Below are 22,818 nucleotides of genomic sequence, written 5' to 3' on the forward strand. Positions count from 1 at the left end.
GAGAATTGCTTGGCCGCGATCGACTATGATCTCGAACTGAAGCGCGCCGGTGCGGGCGCGACAGGCGGTTGGCGGCGCGTGCTGTTCCTGGCGCAGCGGCATGTGCTGGGCGCGGCCGGGCTGATCATCATGACGCTGTTCGTGTTCACGGCGATCTTCGCCAATTTCCTCGCCCGCTTCGATCCCCTCACCGTCGATGCCGCGCATGCGCTGGCACGCCCGAGCGCGCTGCACTGGATGGGCACGGATTCTTTCGGCCGCGACGTCTTCAGCCGCATCATCCACGGTGCGCGGATATCGCTCGCGGTTGGCATCGGCTCGACCGCGCTTGGCGCCTCCATCGGCGTGATCGTCGGCCTCACCTCGGGCTATCTCTCCGGCTGGGTCGATCTCGTGTTTCAGCGTGTCTCCGACATCCTTCAGGCGCTGCCGCTCCTGGTGCTGGCGCTGGTGATGACGGCCGCGCTTGGGCCGTCGCTGCCCAACGTCATCATCGCGATCGCCATTCCGCTGATCCCGACGGTGGCACGCGTGATCCGCGCCAACACGCTGGCCCTGCGCGAGCAGCCGTTCGTGGAAGCCGCCAAATCGATCGGCATGAGCGAGATGCGGATCGCGCTCCGCCACGTGCTGCCGAACACGTTGGCGCCGCTGATCGTGCTCGCCACGGCGCAGCTCGGCTCGACCATCCTCACCGAGGCCTCGCTCTCCTTCCTCGGCCTCGGCATTCCCGAGCCCTACCCGTCCTGGGGCCGCATGCTGTCGGAATCGGCTGCCGAATATGTCCGCACCGCACCGTGGCTGGTGATCTTCCCGGGGATCGCGATCAGCCTCGCCGTGTTCGGCACCAATCTGTTCGGTGACGCGCTGCGCGACATCCTGGATCCGAGGCAGCGGGGCTGATGAGCGACACCTCCGATCTCGTGCTCGATGTGAGGAACCTGAAAACGGTGTTCTTCACCAATTCCGGACTCTTCAAGGCCGTCGACGACGTCTCATTCCAGGTGCGGCGCGGCGAGACGCTGGCGATCGTCGGCGAATCCGGCTGCGGCAAGAGCGTCACCGCGCTCTCCTTGATGCGGCTCGTGCCCAACCCGCCCGGCCGCATCGTCGGCGGCTCAGTGACGCTCGAGGGCACTGACCTGCTCGCACTGGATGATGCGAAGATGCGCGCCATTCGCGGCAACCGCATTTCCATGATCTTCCAGGAGCCGATGACTTCGCTCAATCCGGTGATGCGGATCGGCGACCAGATCACGGAGGCCGTGCGGCTGCATCGCAGCATCTCGACCAGAGAGGCCCAAGACATCGCGGTCGAGATGCTGCGGCTGGTGCGCATTCCCGAGCCGGCCCGGCGCGCGAAGGAATATCCGCATCAGCTTTCCGGCGGCATGCGCCAGCGCGCGATGATCGCGATGGCGCTGGCCTGCCGGCCGGCGCTGTTGATCGCGGACGAGCCGACCACCGCGCTCGACGTCACGATCCAGGCGCAGATCCTCGCGCTGATCCTCGACCTTCAGAAGGAGCTCGGCACCGGCCTCGTGCTGATCACGCATGACCTCGGCGTCGTGGCGCAGACCGCGCAGCGCGTGATCGTAATGTATGCGGGGAAGAAGGTCGAGGAAGCGACGGTGGAAGCATTGTTCGCTGCACCAAAACATCCCTATACGCGCGGGTTGATGGCTTCGATCCCGGCGGTCCCGGCATCCGGCGTCGCGGCGCAGGCGCGGCTGAACGAGATTCCCGGGACCGTGCCGTCGCTGGTGCGGCTGCCGAAAGGCTGCGCCTTCGCGCCGCGTTGCAAGCTCGCCATCAAGCGCTGCGAGGCCGAATATCCGCCGCTTCAGGATTGGGGTGGCGGCCATCTCGCCGCCTGCTGGCGTGCGGCCGAGGTCGCGGAGGAGGTGGCATGAGCGAGACGTTGCTCGAGGTCACCGACCTCTTCAAGCACTATCCGGTGCGCGCCGGCGTGCTGCGCAAGCGGGTCGGCACCGTGCATGCAGTCGATGGCGTCAGCTTCTCGCTTCATACGGGCGAAACGCTCGGCCTCGTCGGCGAATCCGGCTGCGGCAAGTCGACAGTGGCGCGCAGCGTGCTGCGGCTGGTCGAGCCGACCTCGGGCCAGATTCGCCTCGACGGTGAGGATATCACGCATCTCTCCAAGACCGAGCTGCGGCCGCATCGCCGTTCGATGCAGATCGTGTTCCAGGACCCCTTTGCCTCGCTCAACCCGCGCATGACAGCGGGCGACATCGTCGGCGAGCCTCTCGCAGTGCATGGCCTCGCAAGCGGGAAAGCGCTGGAGACGCGCGTCGCAAAACTGTTCGAGCAGGTGGGCCTGCGGCCCGACCAGATGCGCAATTTCCCGCATCAATTCTCCGGCGGCCAGCGCCAGCGCATCTGCATTGCCCGCGCGCTCGCGCTTCAGCCACGGCTAATCGTCTGCGACGAGCCCGTCTCCGCGCTCGACGTCTCGATCCAGGCGCAGGTCATCAACCTCCTGATCGACCTGCAGCGCCAGCACGGCTTCTCCTATCTGTTCATCGCGCATGATCTGGCGGTGGTCGCTCACATCAGCCACCGTGTCGCCGTGATGTATCTCGGTCGCATCGTCGAGATCGCGGACAAGGATGAGCTGTTCAGAAATCCGCGCCATCCCTATACGCAGGCGCTGCTCGCCTCGGTCCCGATCGCCAATCCGCACGCGAAGCGGCTCACGCCGCTGGTCGACGGCGACGTGCCGAGCCCGGTCAATCCGCCATCGGGATGCGCCTTCCACACGCGCTGCCGCTTTGCGATGGCGCGATGCAACACGGAGCGACCGTCGCTGGTGGAGGCCAGCGAGGGGCACCAGGTGGCGTGCTTGCTCAATGAGGGAACGGGGCGAGGGCAATAGAATTGTAGGGTGGGTTAGCGAAGCGTAACCCACCTCTTTTGTTTCTACGTCGAGAGAAGTGGTGGGTTACGCCTCCGGCTAACCCACCCTACGATTGCGGTGTTTGCGGCTCGATCTCCACCACGACCTTCCCCGTCTTCACTTGCTCACCCTCGGCGATATCGATCGCCACGACCACGCCATCGATGCCGGCCTTGTGGACGTGCTCCATCTTCATCGCCTCCAGTATCATCACCGGCTGGCCGGCGAGGACGCGGTCGCCTGGCTTGACCAGCACTGCGACGACGCGGCCGTTCATGGCGGCGCGGACCTTGCCGTCGCCGCCATTCGCTGCGGCGGCTTTCGGCGCGGCGTGGGTAAGATCGGCGACCACGAGCGGGAAGCCGCGGTGCTGGAGCCAAAGCCGACCGCCATCGCGCAGGAATTTTGCGGTGTCCATGAGGCCGGCGTGATGGAAACGAATCGTCTCTGAATCTAGCTCATCGACCTCGAACCGATGCATTTGTCCATCAGTGGAGACCACGTAGCTGCCATCACGCTCGCGCGTGACTTCGAGCTCATGCGTGTGCCCCTCGATCTCGATCTTCACCGGCAGCGGAAACGTCGTCGCCAAGCTCCGCCCGCCGCGCCACGACGGGGCGTGCGGGTTGGTGACGTAAAGCAACAGGCCTGCGAGCGCAGCGCCGAACGCTCCGTCCTTGCGCGGCACCAGAAGCTCATCGCGATGCGCGCCGATGAACGCCGTCGTCGTCTCGCCCTTGGCAAAGCCGGAATGCCGCAGGCACGACATCAGGAACGCCTGGTTGGTGGCGACGCCGAAGGCGGTGAGCTGTTCCAGCCCGCAGATCAGGCGACCTCGCGCTTCCTCGCGCGTCGCGCCATGGCTAATGACCTTGGCGATCATGGAATCGTAGAACGGCGGAATCTCCGTTCCCGATTGCAGCGCGTGCTCGACGCGGATGCCGTCCGGCACCTGCCAGCGCGCGATGCGGCCGGACTGCGGCATGAAATCGTGTGCGGCGTCCTCCGAGCACAGCCGCACTTCGATGGCGTGGCCGGAGAACCTGATGTCCTGCTGCTTGACCGGCAGCGGCTCACCGCGGGCGACGCGCAGTTGCAGCTCGACGAGGTCCAGGCCGGTGATCGCCTCGGTCACGGGATGCTCAACCTGCAGGCGCGTGTTCATCTCCATGAAGTAGAACTCGCCGCTTTCGTCGAGCAGGAATTCCAGCGTGCCGGCGCCCTCATAACGCAGCGCCCTCACGGCTGCGACCGCGACCTCGCCCATTCTCGCACGCAACTCCGGCGTCACTGCCGGCGACGGCGCCTCCTCGATCAGCTTCTGGTGCCGTCGCTGCACGGAGCAATCGCGCTCGCCGAGATGAATGGCGTTGCCATAGGAGTCGCCGAATACCTGAATCTCGATGTGCCGCGGGTCCTGGATCGCGCGTTCGAGGATAACCGTGGGATCGCCGAACGCGGCCTTCGCTTCGGAGCGCGCGCTGCACAGCGCGTCGGGGAAGGCCGCGGCATCAGCCACCAGCCGCATGCCGCGACCGCCGCCGCCGGCGACCGCCTTGATCATCACGGGGAAGCCGATCTTCCCGGCTTCCGCGAGCATCACCTCGTCACTCTGGTCGGCGCCCTGATAGCCCGGCACGATAGGCACGCCGGCCTTCTTCATGATCTCCTTGGCGCCGGCCTTGTTACCCATCGCCTCGATTGCCTGGGTCGACGGGCCGATGAAGACGAGGCCGGCATCCTTGCAAGCCTTCGCAAACGCCTCGTTCTCGGCGAGGAAGCCATAGCCGGGGTGCACGGCATCCGCCCCGCTCGCTTTCGCAGCGGCAATGATGGCTGATATGTTGAGATAGGATTGCGCCGGCAAGGCTTCGCCGATCCGTACGGCCTGGTCAGCCTGCCGCACATGCAAGGCATCGCGATCCGCATCCGAATAGACCGCGACGACGCCAAGGCCGAGACGGCGCGCGCTGCGCATCACCCGCAGCGCGATCTCGCCGCGATTGGCGACCAACACCTTGAAGAACGGCCGGTGCTGCACTGATCCGTTCCTCATGGGCGGGCCACCGAGAATTGCATGCGCTGGGGCGTCCGAGCGTCGCCCTCGCGGCAGATCGCGAGCACTTCGGAGAGGACCGCGCGAGTGTCGCGCGGATCGATCACGCCATCATCGAGCACGCGGGCGCTGGTCGAAAACACATCCATCTGGCCGTCGAATACGCCGATGATCTCTGCCTTCATGGCCTCGAGCTTGTCCCTCTCGATCGGCTTGCCGCGGCGCGCGGCAGCAGCTTCCGTCACGATCGCCATGGTCTCGGCCGCCTGCTCGCCGCCCATCACGGCGGTCTTGGCATTGGGCCAGGAGAAACAGAAGCGCGGATGGAAGCCGCGGCCGCACATGCCGTAATTGCCGGCACCGAAGGAAGCGCCGCAATAGATGGTGATCTGCGGCACCGTCGCCGACGTCACCGCCTGGATCATTTTCGAGCCGTGCTTGATCATGCCGGCCTCTTCATAGGATTTTCCGACCATGTAGCCGGTGGTGTTGTTCAGATACAGCAACGGCGTGCGGGTCTGGCAGCAAGCCTGGATGAAGTGCGTCGCCTTGTTGGCTCCGGCCGGATCGAGCGGACCGTTGTTGGTGATGATGCCGATCGCCTGACCTTCGATGCGGGCATGGCCACAAATGGTGGCGGGGCCATAATTCGGCGCCATCTCGGTGAAGTCGGAATCGTCGACGATGCGCGCGATGACCTGCTTCATGTCGACGGGGCGCTTGTGATCCATCGGCATGATGCCAAGCAGCTCGTCCTGATCGTAGCGTGGCGGCTTGTAGTGCGCGCTCGCCCGGCCCGGCCGCTCCCATTCCAGCGCTGCCATGATTTCACGCGCGATGCGCAGGGCATCGCGGTCGTCCTCGGCGAGGTAGTCGCCGAGACCGGAGATCTGCGTATGCATCTCGGCGCCGCCGAGCTCCTCTTCGGTCGCGAACTCGCCGGTTGCGGCCTTGAGCAGCGGCGGTCCCGCGAGGAAGGCGCGGGTGCGGCCACGCACCATGACGATGTAGTCGGACAGACCCGTCTGATAGGCACCACCCGCGGTCGACGAACCATGCGTCACGGTGACAACGGGGAGGCCCGCCGCAGAGAGCCGCGCGAGGTTGCGAAAGATGTTGCCGCCGCGAACAAAGTCTTCGACGCGGTAGCGCAGGAGATTGGCGCCGGCGCTTTCGACGAGCTGCACATAGGGCAGCCTGTTCTCCAGCGCGAGCTCCTGCACGCGCAGCGTCTTGTCGAGGCCATAGGGTTGCAGCGCGCCGGCATCGATGCCGGCGTCGCTGGCGCTGACCATGCAGCGGATGCCGGAGACGAAGCCGATGCCTGCGATGACGCCGCCGCCGGGCACGCTCGTGTTGGCATCGCTCACGTCGAACATGTAGCCGGCCAGCGTGGAGAGCTCGATGAACGGCGCGCCGGGGTCGAGAACCAGCGCGACACGCTCGCGCGGCAGCAGCTGGCCGCGCTTGTGGAAGCGATCCTTTGCGGCGGCGGACGCCCCGCGCGTGCGCTCTTCCAGCGCACGCATCCGGTCGATTAGCGCCAGCATGCCGTCACGGTTGGCGTGGTAGGCGGCGTTGCCGGCGGAAATGGTGTTTTCGATGATGGACATAGCTCTATCCTACCCGTCATTGCGAGGAGCGAAGCGACGAAGCAATCCAGGCTGTTTCCGCGGATACATTGTGGATTGCTTCGCTTCGCTCGCAATGACGGTGGGGGTAATACCTACCGGTTCGTCCCAAAAATCTTCCGCGCCTCGGCCGGACTCGCGATCTCGCGGCCGGCGCGACGTGCACAAGCGGCCACCGCTTCGATCAATTGACCGTTCGACGTCACCTTCTTGCCGTCAGCGAGATAGAAGGTGTCTTCGAGGCCGGTCCTCAGGTGCCCGCCGAGATCGGCGCAGCGCTGATGCAGGGGCCAGATTTCTTCGCGGCCGATCGCCGTGACCTGCCAATGCGCCTCGGGACGCTTCAGCTTGAGCAGGATCGGCAGCAGCTCGGGATCAGCGGGCATGCCGGAGGCAACGCCCATGACGAAATTGTATTCGAGCGGCCCCTCGTACATGCCGACTTGGGTGTACATGCCGACGCAGCGGACGATGCCGACGTCGAAGCATTCGAACTCGGGGATGGTGCCGACCGCGTTCATGACGTCGAGATAGTCCTTCACCTTCTCGACTGCGTTGTCGAACATCATCGGCGGCCAGGCCCAGGTGTGATCGGCCTTCACCTTCAGATAGTTCAGCGAGCCGGCGTTGCAGGCGGCGATCTCCGGCTTCGTCTCGCGAATGCAATCGAGTGCGCCGCTGTAGTTCGGCCCCGACACGCCCGAGGTGTGATTGATGATCACGCCGGGGCAGGCTTCGCGGATCGCCTGCTGGATCTCCTTGCTGACGCCGACCTCCCAGGACGGCAAGTGCCCCTTGTTCGGCGCTTGCTGGCGCAGATGGATGTGCATGATGCTGGCGCCGGCGTCGAACGCAGCCCGGGCCTCGCGCGCCATCTCTTCGGGCGTCACCGGCACGTTGTGCTGCCGGGGGTCGGTGAGCACGCCGTTGAGCGCACATGTGATGACGGCCTTGTCGCTCATGCGTTGGGGTTCTCGCAGGTTGAGAATGCAACGCTGCGATCATGTGACGCGAAAGCTGCGGCTTCTTGCGCGGAGAAGCTAGGGATGGCTGCCGTAGCAGTAGCTGCGTAGGGTGGGTTAGCGAAGCGTAACCCACAGGCGCGTCCCGCGGATGCAGAAGTGGTGGGTTACGCCTTCGGCTAACCCACCCGAAGCGAGTCTAGCTTGCTTCCGCAAGCTTCGCCGTCTCGCCGCTGCGATAGATCGCAAGATCGCGCGAACCGACGAAGATGGCGCGCGGCTTCAGGCCATAGAAGCGGCGAATCGAATGGCTGAAATGAGTACTGTCGGGATACCCGATGTCCTGCGCGAGATGGGCGAGGTTGAGGTCCTGGTTGGCGAAATGAAGGAGATGCCGCGCGCGTTTCCAGGCGCGGAAGGAGCGGAAGGAAATGCCGGTCTCTTCCTTGAACAGATGCAGGAAGCGCGAAGCCGAGAGGCTGGCTTCCGCCGCACAGGTGTCCGCCGTCACCGGTTCGCCGGAGAAGCGCTCGATGCGCGCGATCGCCCGGATCACGCGCGGATCGAGCACACGGCGCGACAATGCCTCGCCAAAGCACATCTCGTCGAATTCGGCGGTGGTGACATCGCCATAGCGGCGCTGGCGCAGGAACGCATAAGCCGCGAGGATCTTTCGCGCGTAGGCTGCCTTGTCCGGTCCGGTCAGGCGCTCGGCCAGTGCCTCAATCACGCCGTCCGGCATGCTCTCGGGCTCGAGCGTCACGCTGATGACCGTGCGATAGTCGCTCGCGATGGTGTGCCGCTGGTTCGGCAGGGTCACGACGAGGATGTCGGTGGTGTGGACGTCGTCGATGGTCAGATGCAGGCTGCCCTTGATCGCGACATAGACGTGGCAGCAACCGGCGGTCCGCCGGCGCGGCCGGCCGAGTAACCCCGCATAGAACACGCGCTCCGGCGTGATCAGCATCAAATGGTCGGATTCGCGACCCTTATCTTCCATCGGCGGTCCTCCTCGCACAGCTCTTTTGGCCGCTGCGGACGTGGCCACCTTAGCGGAATTTTGCATGGTGTCACGACGGGATAGCGCTGTCACAAATAGTCGTCATTCCGGGGCGATGCGAAGCATCGAACCCGGAATCTCGAGATTCCGGGCTCGCCCTTCGGGCGCCCCGGAATGACGGTTCCCTCACGCCCTCAGCCTTGGCGCGACGTTCTGCTCGATTCCCGCCTTACGCTCCGCCGCTACTGCTCGCTTGAAACCCTCGCGCTGTTGCAGGCGCGCCCAGTAGGCTGCGACATTTGGACCGAAATCGCGCGAAAGCCCGATGCTTTCTGCAAGCCGCAGGGCGTAGCCAATCACGATATCGGCGGCGGTGAAGCGGCCGGCGCACAAGGCCTCGGCATTTGCGGTCGCTGCCTCCACCGCGCGCAGGCGACCCAGGAACCATTTTGCATAGTCGCCGGCGACCTGGGGATTGCGCCGCTCTTCCGGCTCGAGCTGGGCGTAGCGAAGTACCAGCGTCTGCGGGAAGGTTAGTGTCGCATCGCTGAAATACATCCAGTTCAGGAACGCGCCGAAATCGGGATCATTGGCATCGACCATCAGCGGAGTTGGCCCGTATCTGGTGCCGAGGTAGTGGCAGATACCGGAAGACTCCGTCATCCGTGTCTCGCCGTCGATCAAAAAAGGGATCGTGCCCAGTGGATTGATCGCCAAGTACTCCTTGGCGAAGACGCGCGGCGGGAACGGCAGCATCTTCAGCTCATACGGCAGACCCATTTCCTCCAGCATCCAGAGCGGGCGGAAGGAGCGCGCGGCGTCGCAGTGATAGAGCGTGATCATCGGGCGGTTCCCCTAGAGCATGATCCGGACCCGAAGGGCCGCGGCAGCGCAAAGTGTGCAGTGGTTTTCCGAAAAGATCATGCTCAGACTCTGATGCTATCGGGCAGCGTTCCCATCATCTTGCACAAGACCATCAGCATCACTTCATCGGCACCGCCGCCGATCGAGGTCAGGCGGCTATCGCGATAGGCGCGGCTGACCGGCGTCTCGTTGGTAAAGCCCATGCCGCCCCAATATTGCAGGCAGGCATCGGTGAGCTCGCGGCCGAGACGGCCGGCCTTGAGCTTGGCCATCGTCGCGAGCTTCGTCACGTCCTCACCCGCCACCAACGCCTCGCCGGCACGATAAACCAGCGCACGCAACAGCTCGACCTCGGTCTGCATCTCCGCAAGCTTGTAGTGCACGACCTGGTTGTCAAGAATGCTCCGGCCGAAGGCCTTGCGGTTGCGGGTATATTCGATGGTCTGGTCGATAATGTATTCGTGCGCCCTCAGGCAGGCGGCCGCACCCCACAGCCGCTCCTCCTGGAACTGGATCATCTGATAGGTAAAGCCCTTGCCCTCGTCGCCGATCCGGTTGCGCTTGGGCACGCGGACATTGTCGAAGAAGATCTGCGCGGTGTCGGAGGAGCGCATGCCCATCTTGTCGAGCTTGCGTGCCACCGTGACGCCCTTGCTCTTCATGGGGACGCAGATCAGCGACTTGTTGCGGTGAACGGGCCCATCGCCGGTGTTGGCGAGCAGGCAGATCCAGTCGGCCTGCGTGCCGTTGGTGATCCACATCTTGCCGCCATTGATGACGTAGTCGTCGCCGTCGGAACGCGCATTGGTCTTGATCGAGGCGACGTCGGAGCCCGCGCCGGGCTCGGAGACGCCGATGCAGGCGACGAAATCGCCTGCGATCGAGGGCGCCAGGAACTCACGCCGCACCTCGTCGGAGCCGAAGCGGGCCAACGCAGGCGTCGCCATATCGGTCTGCACGCCGATCGCCATCGGCACCCCGCCGCAGGTGATGGACCCCAACTCCTCCGCCATCATCAGTGCATACGAGTAGTCGAGCCCCGAGCCGCCGAACTCGACCGGCTTGTTCAGCCCGAGGAAGCCAAGGCTGCCCATCTTCTTGAACAGCTCGTGCGCTGGGAAGACGTCCGCCTTCTCCCAGTCATCGACATGGGGGTTGATCTCGCCTGCGATGAATTTCTGCAGGGAGCGGCGGATGTCGTCGTGGTCGACAGTGAACAGCATTTCTTTCCCTTCGTCATTCCAGGGCGCGCGAAGCGCGAACCCGGAATCCAGAGATGAGTCCTACATATCGAGATTCCGGATTGGACGCTTCGCGTCGCCCCGGAATGACGGTGAAGATCACAACCCCATCTGCCGGCTAGCCAGATCCTTCATGATCTCCTCGGTACCACCGCCGATGGCGTTGACCTTGACCTCGCGGTAGATGCGCTCGGCCTTGATGCCGCGCATGAAGCCGGCGCCGCCAAAGATCTGCACAGCTTCCGAGGCGCAGAACGCCATCGTCTGCGTCGCCTGGTTCTTCATCATGCAGATTTCAGCGACCGGGCTCTCGCCCTGCTCGAGCCGCCAGGCCAGCATTTCCAGCATAGCCTGGCTGGCAGCAACCTTCTGCGCCATGTCGACGATCTTGTGACGGATCACCTGGTGCTGGGCCAGCGGCTTGCCGAAGGTCTTGCGCTCTTTGGCATACGCGACCGCCTCGTCGAGGCAGACGCGGGCAAAGGCCGTGCAGCCGGCCGCCATGCCCATGCGTTCGCTGTTGAAGTTTTGCATGATGATCTTGAAGCCCTGCCCTTCTTCGCCGATCAGGTTCTCGGCCGGCACGCGGCAGTCGTCGAAATGCAGCGTCGCGGTATCGGAGGCCCACCAGCCCATCTTCTTCAGCTTGGTGCGCGACAGGCCGGGCGTATCGCCATCAATCAGAAGCAGGCTGACGCCGCCGGCGCCCTCGCCGCCCGTGCGCACGGCAACGGTCAGATAGTCGGCGCGCATGCCCGAGGTGATGAACGTCTTCTCGCCGCTCACGACGTAATGATCGCCATCGCGCTGTGCCCTGGTGCGCAGGTTCGCAACGTCGGAGCCGCCGCTGGGCTCGGTGATCGCGAGCGCGGAGATCTTTTCGCCGGCGAGGATCTGCGGCAGCACCCTCGCCTTGATCTCGGCGCGGCCTGCGCGCGCGATCGGCGGTGAGCCGATGGTATGGCTCATCAGCGACGCACTGATACCGCCAGCACCGGCGCGCGCCAGCTCCTGGCTGGCCACGATCTTCATGAACTGATCGGCGGGGCTGCCGCCAAATTGTTCGGGGAACCCGAGCCCCAAAAGGCCGATCTCCGCAGCCTTGCGATACAACGCGCGCGGGAATTCGCCGGCCTCGTCCCATTCCTGGGCGTGAGGCTCGATCTCCTTTTCGACGAAGCGGCGCATCACGGCGCGGAAAGCGTCGTGCTCGGCGGTATAGAACGGGCTCGTCATCGCGTGGTCGCTTTCGCTGGCGGCGATTCTTGTTGCCACCATGGCCGGAACACCACCCGCCCACTTGCGTCGAGTGGCTGGCCGGGAGCATCCGACTTCCGTCGGGCCATGCTCCAGCAACTCAACGCAAGACAGTTTAGCCCCTCGCGGAGCAACTCCGAACCAAAAAAGAAACTTGCAAAAAACTCAGGCCAGCCCCTCGGGGCCGGCCTGGCATGTTGCAAGGCAATGAGAGGCAGACGGCGCAAGACCGCAAATGGAGGGACACTTGACCGTTCGCCATTACGACTGGATCGCTCATCACAGCCGCCGCGCGCCTGACAAGATCGCGGTCGTCGACCTGGCGAGCCGGCGTCGCTTCAGCTACGAACAATTCGACGCGCGGATCTCGCGCCTCGCCACGCATCTGCGCGACGGCCTGAACGTCACGCGCGGTGATCGCGTCACCGTGCTGGCTCAAAATACGACCGATACGCTCGAGGTGCAGTTCGCCTGCTTCCGGCTCGGCGCGGTCTTCGTGCCGCTGAATACACGCCTCACCGTTCCGGAATTGCAGTTCATCGTCACCGATTGCGCGCCGAAAGTGATGGTCCATGACGGCGATCTCGGCGAGACCGCGCTTGCGGTGACGAAGCTTTGCGGCGTTGGCACGACGCTGCTGCTTGGCCCTGGGGGCTCGTACGAAGCGGGCATCGCGGCGTCAAAGCCGCTCGACAGGATCGAGCAAGTGACGCTCGATGACATCTCGACCATCATGTACACCTCGGGCACCACGGGCCATCCCAAGGGTGCGACGATCACCCATGGCATGACGTTCTGGAATTGCGTCAACCTCGGCGGCCCCGCCGGCATCGGGCCGTCCACGGTGCTGCTCACCGTGCTGCCGCTGTTCCACACTGGCGGGCTCAATTGCTACACCAACCCTGCGCTGCATGCCGGCGGCACCGTGCTGATCATGCGCGCCTTCGATCCCGGCCTTGCGCTGCAACTGATCGGCGATCCCGCGCAGGGCATCAACGTGTTCTTCGGCGTGCCCGCGATCTACCAGTTCATGGCGCAGCATCCAGCCTTTACGACCACCGATCTGGGCCGGCTGGCGACCTGCGGCGTCGGCGGCGCGCCAATGCCGGTGCCGCTGCTGAAGGTCTGGGAGGCGCGCGGTGTCGCGCTTCAGCAGGGCTACGGCATGACCGAGACCTCGCCGGCGGTGCTGGTGCTTGACCGCGAGGATGCGGCGCGGAAAGCAGGCTCCGCCGGCAAGCCGGTGCTGCATACGGAGGTGCGGATCGTGCGGCCGGACGGCAGTGATGCCACTGTCGGCGAGCTTGGTGAGCTCTGGGTGAAAGGACCGAACATCACGCCCGGCTACTGGAACCGGCCGGAAGCCAACAGATCCTCCTTCACTGACGGCTGGCTGCACACGGGCGATGCCAGCCGCGTCGACGAGGAGGGCTTTTACTACATCGTCGACCGCTGGAAGGACATGTACATTTCCGGCGGCGAGAACGTCTATCCGGCCGAGGTCGAGAACGCCCTGCATCAGATCGCGGCCATCGCGGAAGCCGCCGTGATCGGCATTCCCGATGCACAATGGGGCGAGGTCGGCCTTGCCATCGTCGCGGTCAAGCCCGGACTAGCCTTGAGCGAAGCGGACATCTTCGCGCACTGCGCCGCCAATCTCGCGCGCTTCAAATGCCCGCGCCAGGTCCGCTTCGTCGACGCGCTCCCGCGCAACGCCACCGGCAAGATCCACAAGCCGACGCTGCGCAAGGAATTTTCGGCGGCTTCGGAAGCCGACAAAGCCACGCCCGCGACCGCCTGAGCCTCAGGCCTCGCGCGGCTGAACGTCATTAGTCACTTCGATTGCCACCACCGGCAAGCCGAGGCGGCGCGGATCGCCCGCGGCCGCAAAACGCGGGCAGGTCCACGCCAGCGTGGACTCGCCCGACGATGGCAGCTGAAGGCGCAGCTCGAAGCCGTCCTCCTGGATCGCGATCGATCGGTCGGCGATACGCGCGCCGTCGAGATAGAAGCGAAGCCCGATTCGGTCGAGCGGTCCGCGGACGTTGAGGCATTGAACACGGACGACATTGCGGCCGGGTCGTGCGCTGATCCGGACCGCGGCTTCGGGCTCACTCCAGCGGAAGGCGCGGCCCTGCCAGATCTCCGCCGCATTGAAGCCGGCCTGCGCAAGCACGGGATCGCCCAACCGCTGCAAGGGAGCGCCTTTGGCGTTGCGAACGCGGTGGATGCTTTCGAGACGCTGAAAATCGATCAGGGCCGCGATGTAACGCTTCATCCATCGCGCTACGCTCTCGCGCGAGCCGACACGCGTCAGAACGGTCAGGACGCAGCGGTCATAGGCAGCCGCGAACCGCGCCGCACTGCGCGAGTGGAGGTCGCCAAACAGCGCAGGTCCGATCCAGCGCCGGAATCCGCGCCATGTCTCGTGAGTTGGCTTCGACCAAGAACGGCCATCAAGCACCAGCGCGCCAAACGCTCTCCGCGCAAGCGCGGGATCGAAATTGTCCTGGCGGCTCCATTCGACGGGAATTTCCAGAAGCTCGCTGCCGGGTTCACGCCGTCCTTCGCTCAGGTAGCGAATCTCACCTTCCACGAAATCGCGCGTGAACATCTCGAGCTCATCGAGCCTGCCGATGTAATAGTGATGTACGCGGGCTTCTTCCAAATAGCCAATCGCGTGGCCGCGCGTATGATAGCTGGCAGCGAGGAGCCATTCGGCGAAATGGCCGAACTCGCTGCGCAAGCCTCCGCACTCCTCGTATGCATCACGTCGCGTCACAAAGCATTGGTCGAGCACCTTGAGCCAAGGATGCAACTTCATACCGAACTCGATGTCGGCCTGATACATCGCAGCTTCCGCTTCCGACAGAGAATTGTGGCAAATCGGAATCGATTTGCAGGAGAAGCCCGACCAGCCGGGTTGATCCTCGATAGTTCGGATGCAGAGTTCGAGGACGTCGGGCTCGGGCCAGCAATGCGATTCCGTGAAGAAGAGGAAGCGACCTCGGGCTTTCGTGGCGCCGAGCGCGCTCAGCTCGATATCATGATCGGATTCGGCATATTCGAGATGAGCCTGATCTCCAACGATACTCTTGAGCTCGGCACGGAGCAGCCGGTCGGGCGGTACGACAAAGATGATCTCGTACAAGGATCTATCGACGCTCTGCGCGTTCCAACCGGACCAGGATCGCTGCCACTGCCCGCGGTGATCATCGAGTGGAATGATGACGGAGAACAGCGGACGCTCGGCGTCGGGCTCGGCTTGCGAACTGGGCATGAATGACACGGGCAAATGAATTCAACAAAAAGCGACGCCGGAACGAAAGAGCCGCTAGACCGGAAGGAAAAGCGCGAACGATTCGTCCACCGTGCGGCGCAGATGGTCACGGTACAGCGCGTAATTGACGTTGTCGGGAGAAATCCGCCCCAAGGTCGGCGTCTTGACGTTTCGCGCCGGCACGAGGGCAATGGGTGCCGCGATCGGCGTCAGCTGGGAGCCCGGTCCGGCGCGCAACGTCGAGATGATGCCATACATCTCGCCGGCCACTGTCGGCCGCGACACCGTGATCACGCGATGCTGCCCGTGCCGGTTGATGACGAGATAGATGAAGCCGGACTGATGGGGAACGGCGACCTCGCCGGTATGCTCATAGGCAGCGTCCGTGCGCTCACCCTCGCGGAAGACCAGCGACGATACCTTCGGCTCCCAGGCGATCTCGGTGCGGTAGGCAAAGAGCGCATCCTTGTCGCCAAATGACGGCCGCAGCGTGATGTAGACGTCCTCGAGCCAGGTCACCGCGCGGTGCGAATAGGAGCCGAGACTGTCGGGCGCGACATCGTTGCCTGCGGCAGGCGCCGGCGGCGCGGCGTGATTTTTCCGCAAGGCGACCCCCAGGGCCTGCTCCAGCCGCACCGTGGTCGCCAGCGTGAACGGGCGCCGGCCGCCCAGCACCTTCTCCAGCGTCGACAGGCTGAGCTTGGCCTGCTCGGCCAGCGCCTGCCGGGAGATGCGCCGTTTGGCAAGCTCCTCGCGGATTTTCTCCGCGACCTCGCGGCTTTGCTCATCGGTAAGCTGCTTGTCCGGCGTATGCATCGTTATTCCTGCTCCAGACGGACATTCTAGCAGGCCGGACAAATCAGCACAAAACCGTACGGGGCCGTCTCCGCGGCGGCCGGCCCAGGTGGCCGGCGGCCGAACATTGCCGATCATTCTGCTCGCGAAATCAAGCCTCCGCGGCCGAAATAGAGGCCAGCCAAACGTGCTTCGGGAGCAGGTGAAATGAGCATTTATGACGAGACCGACAATGACGAGCACCCCATGCTGCGAAAGCTGATCAATCTGGGGCTGTTTCTGCTGGCGCAGGGCGTTGCCGTGATCCTGATCGCCTTCGTGGCCCTGCTCGTGAGCTTCGTGCCGAGCTGGTCGGCCACGTCAGAGCAGGCAAGCCTGCTGCAACCCGGCGAGGCCCGTTCGGGGACGCTGTTTCTGAAGGACGACGGTGCCACCACAGAGGCCATCCGTCTCGGCATCGACGTCGACATCACCGTCTCCGGCCCGACGCTGCGGGCCCGTGTCACGCAAGTGTTCAGGAATCCCTCCAAGGACTGGGTCGAGGCGACCTACGTCTATCCGATGGCCAACAACGGTGCCGTCGACACGCTGAAGATGGTGGTCGGCGACCGCGTCATCGTCGGCGACATCAAGGAGCGGCAACAGGCGCGCGTGATCTACGAGCAGGCGCGCCGCGACGGCCAGAAGGCCGCGCTCACCGAACAGGAACGGCCGAACATCTTTACCAACTCGGTTGCCAATATCGGCCCGGGCGAAACCGTGCTGGTGCAGATCGAATATCAGGAACCGGTGCACCAGTCCGGCAACGAATATTCGCTGCGCGTGCCGCTCGTGGTCGGGCCACGCTACAATCCGGCGCCGATCGTACAGAGCGTCGATTTCCAGTCCGATGGCTCCGGCTGGGGCGCGAGCAAGACCGACCCGGTTCCGGATCGTGATCGCATATCGCCGCCCGTGCTGGATCCCGCCAAGAATCTGCCGGTCAATCCGACCAGCATCACGGTTCACCTCCAGGGCGGCTTTGCGCTCGGCGAGGTCAAGAGCCATCACCATGCCGTCAAGATCGAGAGTCCCGACAATGCAACGCGGGTCGTTCGTCTCGCAGACGACACCGTGCCTGCGGATCGCGATTTCGAGCTGACCTGGAAGCCCGCTGCCGAGAAGGCGCCATCGGTCGGCCTGTTCCGCGAGCATGTCGGCGACGCCGACTACCTGCTCGCCTTCGTGACCCCGCCGTCGATCGAGCAAGCGACTCAAAAGCCCTTGCCGCGCGAAGTCGTGTTCGTGATCGACAATTCCGGCTCGATGGGCGGCACGTCGATCATCCAGGCCAAGGCGAGCCTGAACTACGCCCTCGCGCGCCTCCAGCCGAACGATCGCTTCAACGTCATCCGCTTCGACGACACCATGGACGTGCTGTTCACGACATCAGTGCCCGCCGACATCGAGCATGTGCGGCAGGCAACCGCTTTCGTGGACGCGCTTCAAGCCCGCGGCGGCACCGAGATGGTGCCGGCGATGCGCGCCGCGCTGACCGACAGTCTCGGCGACACCAGCATGGTCCGCCAGGTCGTGTTCCTGACCGACGGTGCAATCGGCAATGAGCAGCAATTGTTCGAAACGATCACGGCGATGCGCGGCCGCTCACGCATCTTCATGGTCGGCATCGGCTCTGCGCCCAACACTTATCTGATGACCCGCGCGTCCGAGCTCGGACGCGGCGCCTTCACCCATATCGGCTCGGTCGAGCAGGTCGAGGAACGCATGCGCGGCCTGTTCGCCAAGCTGGAAAATCCGGCCGTGACTGGCCTCTCCGCCAGGTTCTCGGACGCCTCGGCCGATATTACGCCGGCGATCATTCCCGACGTGTATCGCGACGAGCCGCTGGTGCTTGCGGCAAAGCTCGACAAGCTTGCTGGCTCGCTCGAGATCAAGGGCCGCGTCGGTGACCGGCCGTGGTCAGTGACGCTGCCTCTGCAGAACGCCGCCGAGGGCAAGGGTCTGTCAAAGCTCTGGGCCAATCGCAAGATCGGCGACGCCGAGGTGGCGCGGACGATGCGCCAGATGAGCCCCGAGGATGCCGACAAGGCCATTTTGCGGCTGGCGCTGCAGCACCAGATCGTCACCCGACTGACCAGCCTCGTCGCCGTCGACAAGACGCCGAGCCGCCCCGAAGGCCAGCCGCTGAGGCTCAGTGAGCTGCCGATCAACCTGCCGGCCGGCTGGGACTTCGAAAAGGTGTTCGGCGAACGACCGCAACTAGCGCCGACGCAGCTCCGCGAGCGTCATGCCGATGCGAGTACCAAGCCGACCGCGCGGCGTCCGACGCCTGCGGCAGCCGACACGGTCCGCCTGCCGAAGACGGCAACCTCGGCCGAGTTGAAGATGATCGCGGGACTGATCGTGCTGCTGCTCAGCCTGGTCCTGTTCGTGTTCAACCGGCGTCAGCCTTTGCTCACTGACGCCGGATGAAAGAGGAGGTCTCAGCCACCTCCTCTTCTTCAGCGCGCGCGGCTGCCCGTCACCCGCCCCAAACAGCCGCGCGCGCCTTTTGTCTCAACACCGTCATTGCGAGTTTGGGGCGCGCACGCGCCACACTCTCATCGTCATCGCCCGCGAAAGCGGGCGATCCAGTATTCCAGAGAGCGTGCGAGGATACGGAGAGGCTGCGGCGTACTGGATTCTCCGCTTTCGCGGGGAATGACAACGGTGGCTGAGGCGAGGCTCGCGAACGCAGGACAGCTCACACACGCTCGCAACGCCGGGAGTGAACACAAATGCCCCGCCTAATCTCCCCCCTCGTTCTGGCCCTCGTTGGTCTCGTTCTGCTTGGCGACGGCGCCTACATCCACGCCAAGGCATGGCTGGCGCAGGTGCTGCTGGAACGCGCGTTCATCAGGAGCATCGCAACTGGGCAGCCGATCAAGCCATGGTCATGGGCGGATACGTGGCCGGTGGCACGGATCGAGGTGAAGCGGATCGGCGCCAGCGCCATCGTGCTCGCCGGCAGCAGCGGCCAGGCACTCGCCTTCGGTCCCGGACATGTCGAACAGACCGCGGACGCGGGCGAGCGCGGCGTCGCCGTCTACGCAGCACACCGCGACACGCATTTCCGTTTCTTGAAGGATGTTGCGATCGGCGACGAGATCGAGGTCACACGTGGCGACGGCAAGCGCTTCGACTACCGGGCCGACTCCTCCGCCATTGTGCGCTTCGACGCCTCGGGCATCGATCCCAACGCGCAAGGCTACGAGCTCGTGCTGTCGACCTGCTGGCCGTTCAACGCGCTCACGCCGGGTCCGGACCGTTACATCCTGCACGCGACGCTGATTGGAACCGGCAGCTAAAGGGCGAATTATCATCGCGCCTTGGGTTCTTGTTCGAGCATGAATCTCCGCGTTCCGCGTTTGTCGCGAGGGAGAACCGCTTCACACTTTTCGCGATCATGCTCCGAGTTTGTCATCGCGGCCATCCCGTGGGATGGTGGCAAGGCCGTACCGCGCCAGATCCAACCGTGTGACCATGCATTCACAAGTTCAGTACCTGCCGATCACACCCGGCCTGTTTTCCGTCCTGGTGCTGCTGTTCGCCGGGCTGATCGTCCTGATCCAGCTCCGCATCCTGCGCTATGCCTATATGAAGCTTGGCGTCGGACCGGGCGTTGCGCTGCTGCTGTTGTTCGGCTCGCTGATCGGCAGCTATTTCAACATCCCGGTCACGGTGCTGCCCGGCAAGGCGGTGCGCTCGGGCGAGATCGTCGATTTCTTCGGCATGCGCTATGTTGTGCCGCTGGTGACGCAATGGCCGGGCACGGTGCTTGCGGTGAATGTCGGCGGCGCTGTGATCCCGACATTGATGTCGAGCTATCTCGTGCTGCGCTACCAGCTCTGGCTGAAGGCTGCGATCGCGGTGATCGCGATCGCCTTCGTCATCCACATGATGGCAACACCAGTGCAGGGTGTCGGCATTGCGGTTCCCGTCTTCGCGCCTGTCGTGGTCACGGCGATCCTGGCCTTCCTGCTGTCGCGCGAATATGCCGCACCGCTCGCCTATATCGGCGGCTCGATGGGCACCCTGATCGGAGCCGATTTACTCAACCTCGACAAGATCGGCAATCTCGGCGCCCCCGTCGCGTCGATCGGCGGCGCCGGCACATTCGACGGCATCTTCCTGACGGGCATCCTGGCCGTGCTGCTGGCTGGCATCGCCTCGCCCCCAAGACCCAGGGAGGTCTGGTGAGAGCTTCTCATGTCGCGCACAATTAACGGTGGCTTCTAACCATGGCTTCCGGACACCCGTTTTGAGCGGGGAACTGAACTGGCATCTCGGGCCGTAGACGTATACAGAGCGGCTCGTAGCGAGCGGCTCGGCCGGTCGAATTTTGATACTGCATTCCTGTTGCGGAACTTTTATTGATGGACAACGAATTCAAGCAGAAGGTCTTGCAACAGCTCGATCAGATCGAAAGTCGCATCGCACTTCTCGAGAGAAACCAGCATCTCATCGCCGCGGGACAAAGACGGGAGTCGCTGCGCAGCCTCTGGCGGCGGCCGCCGATGTGGACGTTCGAGCAATATCCGCCGCGCCTGCTCAACGTGAACGGCTTTCAGCCCGCGCCACCGGCACCTGCGAACGCACTGCGGATCGCGATGGTGACACCGAGCTACAATCACGTGCACTATCTCGACGCCACCATCGACAGCATCCTCAACCAGAACTATCCGAACCTGCACTATCACGTGCAGGATGGCGCCTCGATCGACGGAACGGCTGAGCTGCTGAGCAAGCGCGGCAACAGCCTGAGCTGGCGCAGCGAGCCCGACAGGGGCCAGTCCAACGCCATCAACATCGGCTTTTCCGGCGTCGACTGCGAGATCATGGCGTACCTCAACAAGCGACGATATGCTGCTGCCCGGCACGCTTGCCTATGTCGCCAACTATTTCATGTCCAATCCGAACGTCGACATCGTCTATGGACATCGCGTGTTCGTCGACCGCGACGGGCTGGAGGTCGGCCGCGCCGTGCTACCGCCCTATCACGGCAAGACGCTCAGATATGCCGACTACATTCCGCAAGAGACCATGTTCTGGCGCAAGCGGGTGTGGGACAAGGTCGGACCGATCGACGAGAACTTCCATTATGCGCTGGACTGGGACTTCATTCTGCGCGCCCAAGCGGCGGGCTTCAAATTCGTCCGCCTGCCGCGCTTTCTATCGTGCTTCCGCATCCACGATGCGCAGAAGACCGCCGCCACCTATGCGGTCGGCGTGAAGGAAATGGGAATCCTGCGGCGGCGCGTGCTGGGTATTGATCCGACGCAGGCCGAGATCCGCCGTGTCATCGCGCCTTATCTCGCGCTCCAGATCGCCTATCACTACGGCTACAAGTTCGGCCTCCTGAAATACTGATTGCGGCACGCCCTATTCCGCGCGGCGGCATGCGGGCCGCACGGTTGCCACCCATGCGAACTCACCCTACAAAAGCGGACGTGCCGACAAGAACGCGCGCCAAGAAGAACAAGGTGAGGAACCATGGAAGCAAAGGTAACTGCTGCGACCGCCCTGCCATGGTCTCCAGCTCCCGATGCCAGCGACGTCGTGAAGGGCATCCACGCGATGCTGCATCCGCGCAACATCGTGCTGGTCGGCGCCACCGACAAGCCCGGCAACTATGCCGAGCGCATCTGGAACAACCTGATCAAGTACCGATTCGCAGGCTCGTTGTTTCCGATCAACGCAAAGCGCGAAACGATCTGGGGCGTGTCCTGCTACAAGGACTTTTCAAGCCTCCCCGAAACGCCCGATCACGTGCTGGTGCTGGTGCCGGCGCGCTTTGCCGTGCAAGTGATCCGCGATGCCGCCGCAGCCGGCGCGCGCTCTGCCACCATCGTCACCTCGGGCTTCAGCGAGTTGCAGGATGAGGAGAGCCAGAAACTCGCAGCCGAATTGCAGCAGGCGATACGCGAGACCGGCCTCGCCGTCACCGGGCCGAACTGCCTGGGAAACTTAAGCGCGGGCGAAAAACTCTTCACCAATATCGACGACCGCGTCGTCACCATGGAACGGGGCACGGTGGCGATCGCCGGACAGTCCGGGGCCATCGTGATGGCGATCCGCCAAGCGCTGGAGGATCGCGGCGTTGGTGTCGGCTACATGGTGACCACCGGCAACGAGGCCGGACTCGAGACGCCGGATCTGATGCGCTATTTCGCCGAGGATCCGAGTGTCCGCGTGATCGTCGTCTATCTCGAGGGCGTGCGTAACACCAAGGCGTTTCGCGACGCCTGCAAGGCGGCGCGTGCCGCCAGCAAGCCGGTGATCGCGCTCAAGCTCGGCGCCTCCGAGGGCGGCCGGGCGGCGGCAATGGCGCATACCGGTGCGCTTGCGGGGTCCATCGAAACCTTCGACGCGATCGCAACGCGCGAGGGCGTGATCCGCGTGCGCGGTCTCGACGAGTTGATCGAGACCACCGAATGTTTCGTGCACAGCACTGTGCCGAAAGGCAATCGCCTTGCGGCGGTGACACTCTCGGGCGGCAAACGCGGGCTCCTGATCGATGCCTTCTATGCGGCCGGGCTCGATTTTGCGGCGCTGAGCCCGCATGTCAGCGGCGAGCTCGCAAAGATGTTGGGTCCCGGCTCGATCGTCGGCAATCCGCTCGACGCCGGCTTTGCGGCGGTGGTCGATCCCTCCGTGTACATGAGATCGATCAAGCTGATGATCGACGATCCCGACATCGACATCGTCATCATCGATGCTGAGCTGCCGAAGGCGCCACATGAGCAGCGCGAGCGCAACTTGCGCATCGTCAACGA

General features: G+C 64.2%; 18 protein-coding genes and 1 pseudogene. 10 read left to right on the plus strand and 9 right to left on the minus strand.

The features are described 5' to 3' along the window. The first annotated feature begins 9 nt into the window (after nucleotides 1–9). The 3 genes from SO180_RS05600 to SO180_RS05610 are packed head-to-tail and all read left to right on the plus strand — an operon-like array spanning nucleotide 10 to nucleotide 2,896. On the plus strand, nucleotides 10–903 hold the full coding sequence (locus SO180_RS05600) for an ABC transporter permease (protein WP_449377820.1): 894 nt from the start codon (nucleotides 10–12) through the stop codon (nucleotides 901–903). Further along, nucleotides 903–1,913 carry an ABC transporter ATP-binding protein gene (locus SO180_RS05605; RefSeq protein ID WP_449377821.1) on the plus strand — a complete coding sequence of 337 codons (1,011 nt, stop codon included), beginning with the start codon at nucleotides 903–905 and terminating at the stop codon, nucleotides 1,911–1,913. The genes SO180_RS05600 and SO180_RS05605 overlap by 1 nt, the downstream gene beginning before the upstream one ends. Further along, nucleotides 1,910–2,896: an ABC transporter ATP-binding protein gene (locus SO180_RS05610; RefSeq protein WP_449377822.1), complete on the plus strand. Its 987-nt coding sequence runs from the start codon at nucleotides 1,910–1,912 to the stop codon at nucleotides 2,894–2,896. The genes SO180_RS05605 and SO180_RS05610 overlap by 4 nt, the downstream gene beginning before the upstream one ends. Nucleotides 2,897–2,984: 88 nt before the next feature. Here the strand turns inward: SO180_RS05610 and SO180_RS05615 are convergent, their stop codons facing one another. The 7 genes from SO180_RS05615 to SO180_RS05645 form a co-directional block, all read right to left on the minus strand. Continuing rightward, nucleotides 2,985–4,973, minus strand: coding sequence for an acetyl/propionyl/methylcrotonyl-CoA carboxylase subunit alpha (locus SO180_RS05615; protein ID WP_449377823.1), 1,989 nt, complete (start codon nucleotides 4,971–4,973; stop codon nucleotides 2,985–2,987). Then, nucleotides 4,970–6,586, minus strand: a complete 1,617-nt coding sequence (locus SO180_RS05620; RefSeq protein WP_449377824.1) for an acyl-CoA carboxylase subunit beta — start codon at nucleotides 6,584–6,586, stop codon at nucleotides 4,970–4,972. The genes SO180_RS05615 and SO180_RS05620 overlap by 4 nt, the downstream gene beginning before the upstream one ends. 113 nt (nucleotides 6,587–6,699) lie before the next feature. After that, nucleotides 6,700–7,566 carry a beta-keto acid cleavage family enzyme gene (locus SO180_RS05625; protein ID WP_449377825.1) on the minus strand — a complete coding sequence of 289 codons (867 nt, stop codon included), beginning with the start codon at nucleotides 7,564–7,566 and terminating at the stop codon, nucleotides 6,700–6,702. Between the two features lie 199 nt (nucleotides 7,567–7,765). Continuing rightward, nucleotides 7,766–8,566, minus strand: a complete 801-nt coding sequence (locus tag SO180_RS05630; RefSeq protein WP_449377826.1) for a helix-turn-helix domain-containing protein — start codon at nucleotides 8,564–8,566, stop codon at nucleotides 7,766–7,768. 186 nt (nucleotides 8,567–8,752) lie between these two features. Further along, on the minus strand, nucleotides 8,753–9,409 hold the full coding sequence (locus tag SO180_RS05635; protein WP_449377827.1) for a glutathione S-transferase family protein: 657 nt from the start codon (nucleotides 9,407–9,409) through the stop codon (nucleotides 8,753–8,755). Nucleotides 9,410–9,492: 83 nt separating this feature from the next. Next, a complete protein-coding gene (locus tag SO180_RS05640; RefSeq protein WP_449377828.1) occupies nucleotides 9,493–10,653 on the minus strand; it encodes an acyl-CoA dehydrogenase family protein in 1,161 nt (386 codons plus the stop codon). A gap of 117 nt (nucleotides 10,654–10,770) precedes the next feature. Continuing rightward, nucleotides 10,771–11,907, minus strand: coding sequence for an acyl-CoA dehydrogenase family protein (locus tag SO180_RS05645; RefSeq protein WP_449377841.1), 1,137 nt, complete (start codon nucleotides 11,905–11,907; stop codon nucleotides 10,771–10,773). A 268-nt stretch (nucleotides 11,908–12,175) separates the two neighbouring features. Here SO180_RS05645 and SO180_RS05650 point away from each other — a divergent pair, with 268 nt between their 5' ends. Continuing rightward, nucleotides 12,176–13,729 (plus strand): acyl-CoA synthetase, encoded by a 1,554-nt coding sequence (locus tag SO180_RS05650; protein ID WP_449377829.1) that lies wholly within the window; start codon nucleotides 12,176–12,178, stop codon nucleotides 13,727–13,729. Between the two features lie 3 nt (nucleotides 13,730–13,732). On the opposite strand, the gene SO180_RS05655 is transcribed toward SO180_RS05650, so the two are convergent. After that, a complete protein-coding gene (locus tag SO180_RS05655; RefSeq protein ID WP_449377830.1) occupies nucleotides 13,733–14,752 on the minus strand; it encodes a glycosyltransferase family 2 protein in 1,020 nt (339 codons plus the stop codon). Between SO180_RS05655 and SO180_RS05660 the strand changes: the two genes are divergently transcribed. Next, a complete protein-coding gene (locus SO180_RS05660; RefSeq protein WP_449377831.1) occupies nucleotides 14,741–15,214 on the plus strand; it encodes a hypothetical protein in 474 nt (157 codons plus the stop codon). The two genes, SO180_RS05655 and SO180_RS05660, sit on opposite strands and share 12 nt — an antisense overlap. A 48-nt stretch (nucleotides 15,215–15,262) precedes the next feature. On the opposite strand, the gene SO180_RS05665 is transcribed toward SO180_RS05660, so the two are convergent. Continuing rightward, nucleotides 15,263–16,024, minus strand: coding sequence for a helix-turn-helix domain-containing protein (locus tag SO180_RS05665; RefSeq protein WP_449377832.1), 762 nt, complete (start codon nucleotides 16,022–16,024; stop codon nucleotides 15,263–15,265). Nucleotides 16,025–16,210: 186 nt separating this feature from the next. Between SO180_RS05665 and SO180_RS05670 the strand changes: the two genes are divergently transcribed. The 5 genes and pseudogenes from SO180_RS05670 to SO180_RS05690 form a co-directional block, all read left to right on the plus strand. Next, a complete protein-coding gene (locus SO180_RS05670) occupies nucleotides 16,211–18,475 on the plus strand; it encodes a marine proteobacterial sortase target protein (RefSeq protein ID WP_449377833.1) in 2,265 nt (754 codons plus the stop codon). Nucleotides 18,476–18,780: 305 nt separating this feature from the next. Further along, nucleotides 18,781–19,350 carry a class GN sortase gene (locus SO180_RS05675; protein WP_449377834.1) on the plus strand — a complete coding sequence of 190 codons (570 nt, stop codon included), beginning with the start codon at nucleotides 18,781–18,783 and terminating at the stop codon, nucleotides 19,348–19,350. A 175-nt stretch (nucleotides 19,351–19,525) separates the two neighbouring features. Next, nucleotides 19,526–20,242, plus strand: coding sequence for a DUF1614 domain-containing protein (locus SO180_RS05680; protein ID WP_449377835.1), 717 nt, complete (start codon nucleotides 19,526–19,528; stop codon nucleotides 20,240–20,242). Between the two features lie 176 nt (nucleotides 20,243–20,418). Continuing rightward, a pseudogene (locus SO180_RS05685) lies at nucleotides 20,419–21,412 on the plus strand (glycosyltransferase family 2 protein). A 123-nt stretch (nucleotides 21,413–21,535) separates the two neighbouring features. Then, the coding region (locus SO180_RS05690) for a CoA-binding protein (protein ID WP_449377836.1) at nucleotides 21,536–22,818 on the plus strand (1,283 nt) is incomplete at its 3' end.

It is taken from the genome of Bradyrhizobium sp. UFLA05-112 (genome assembly GCF_053572325.1).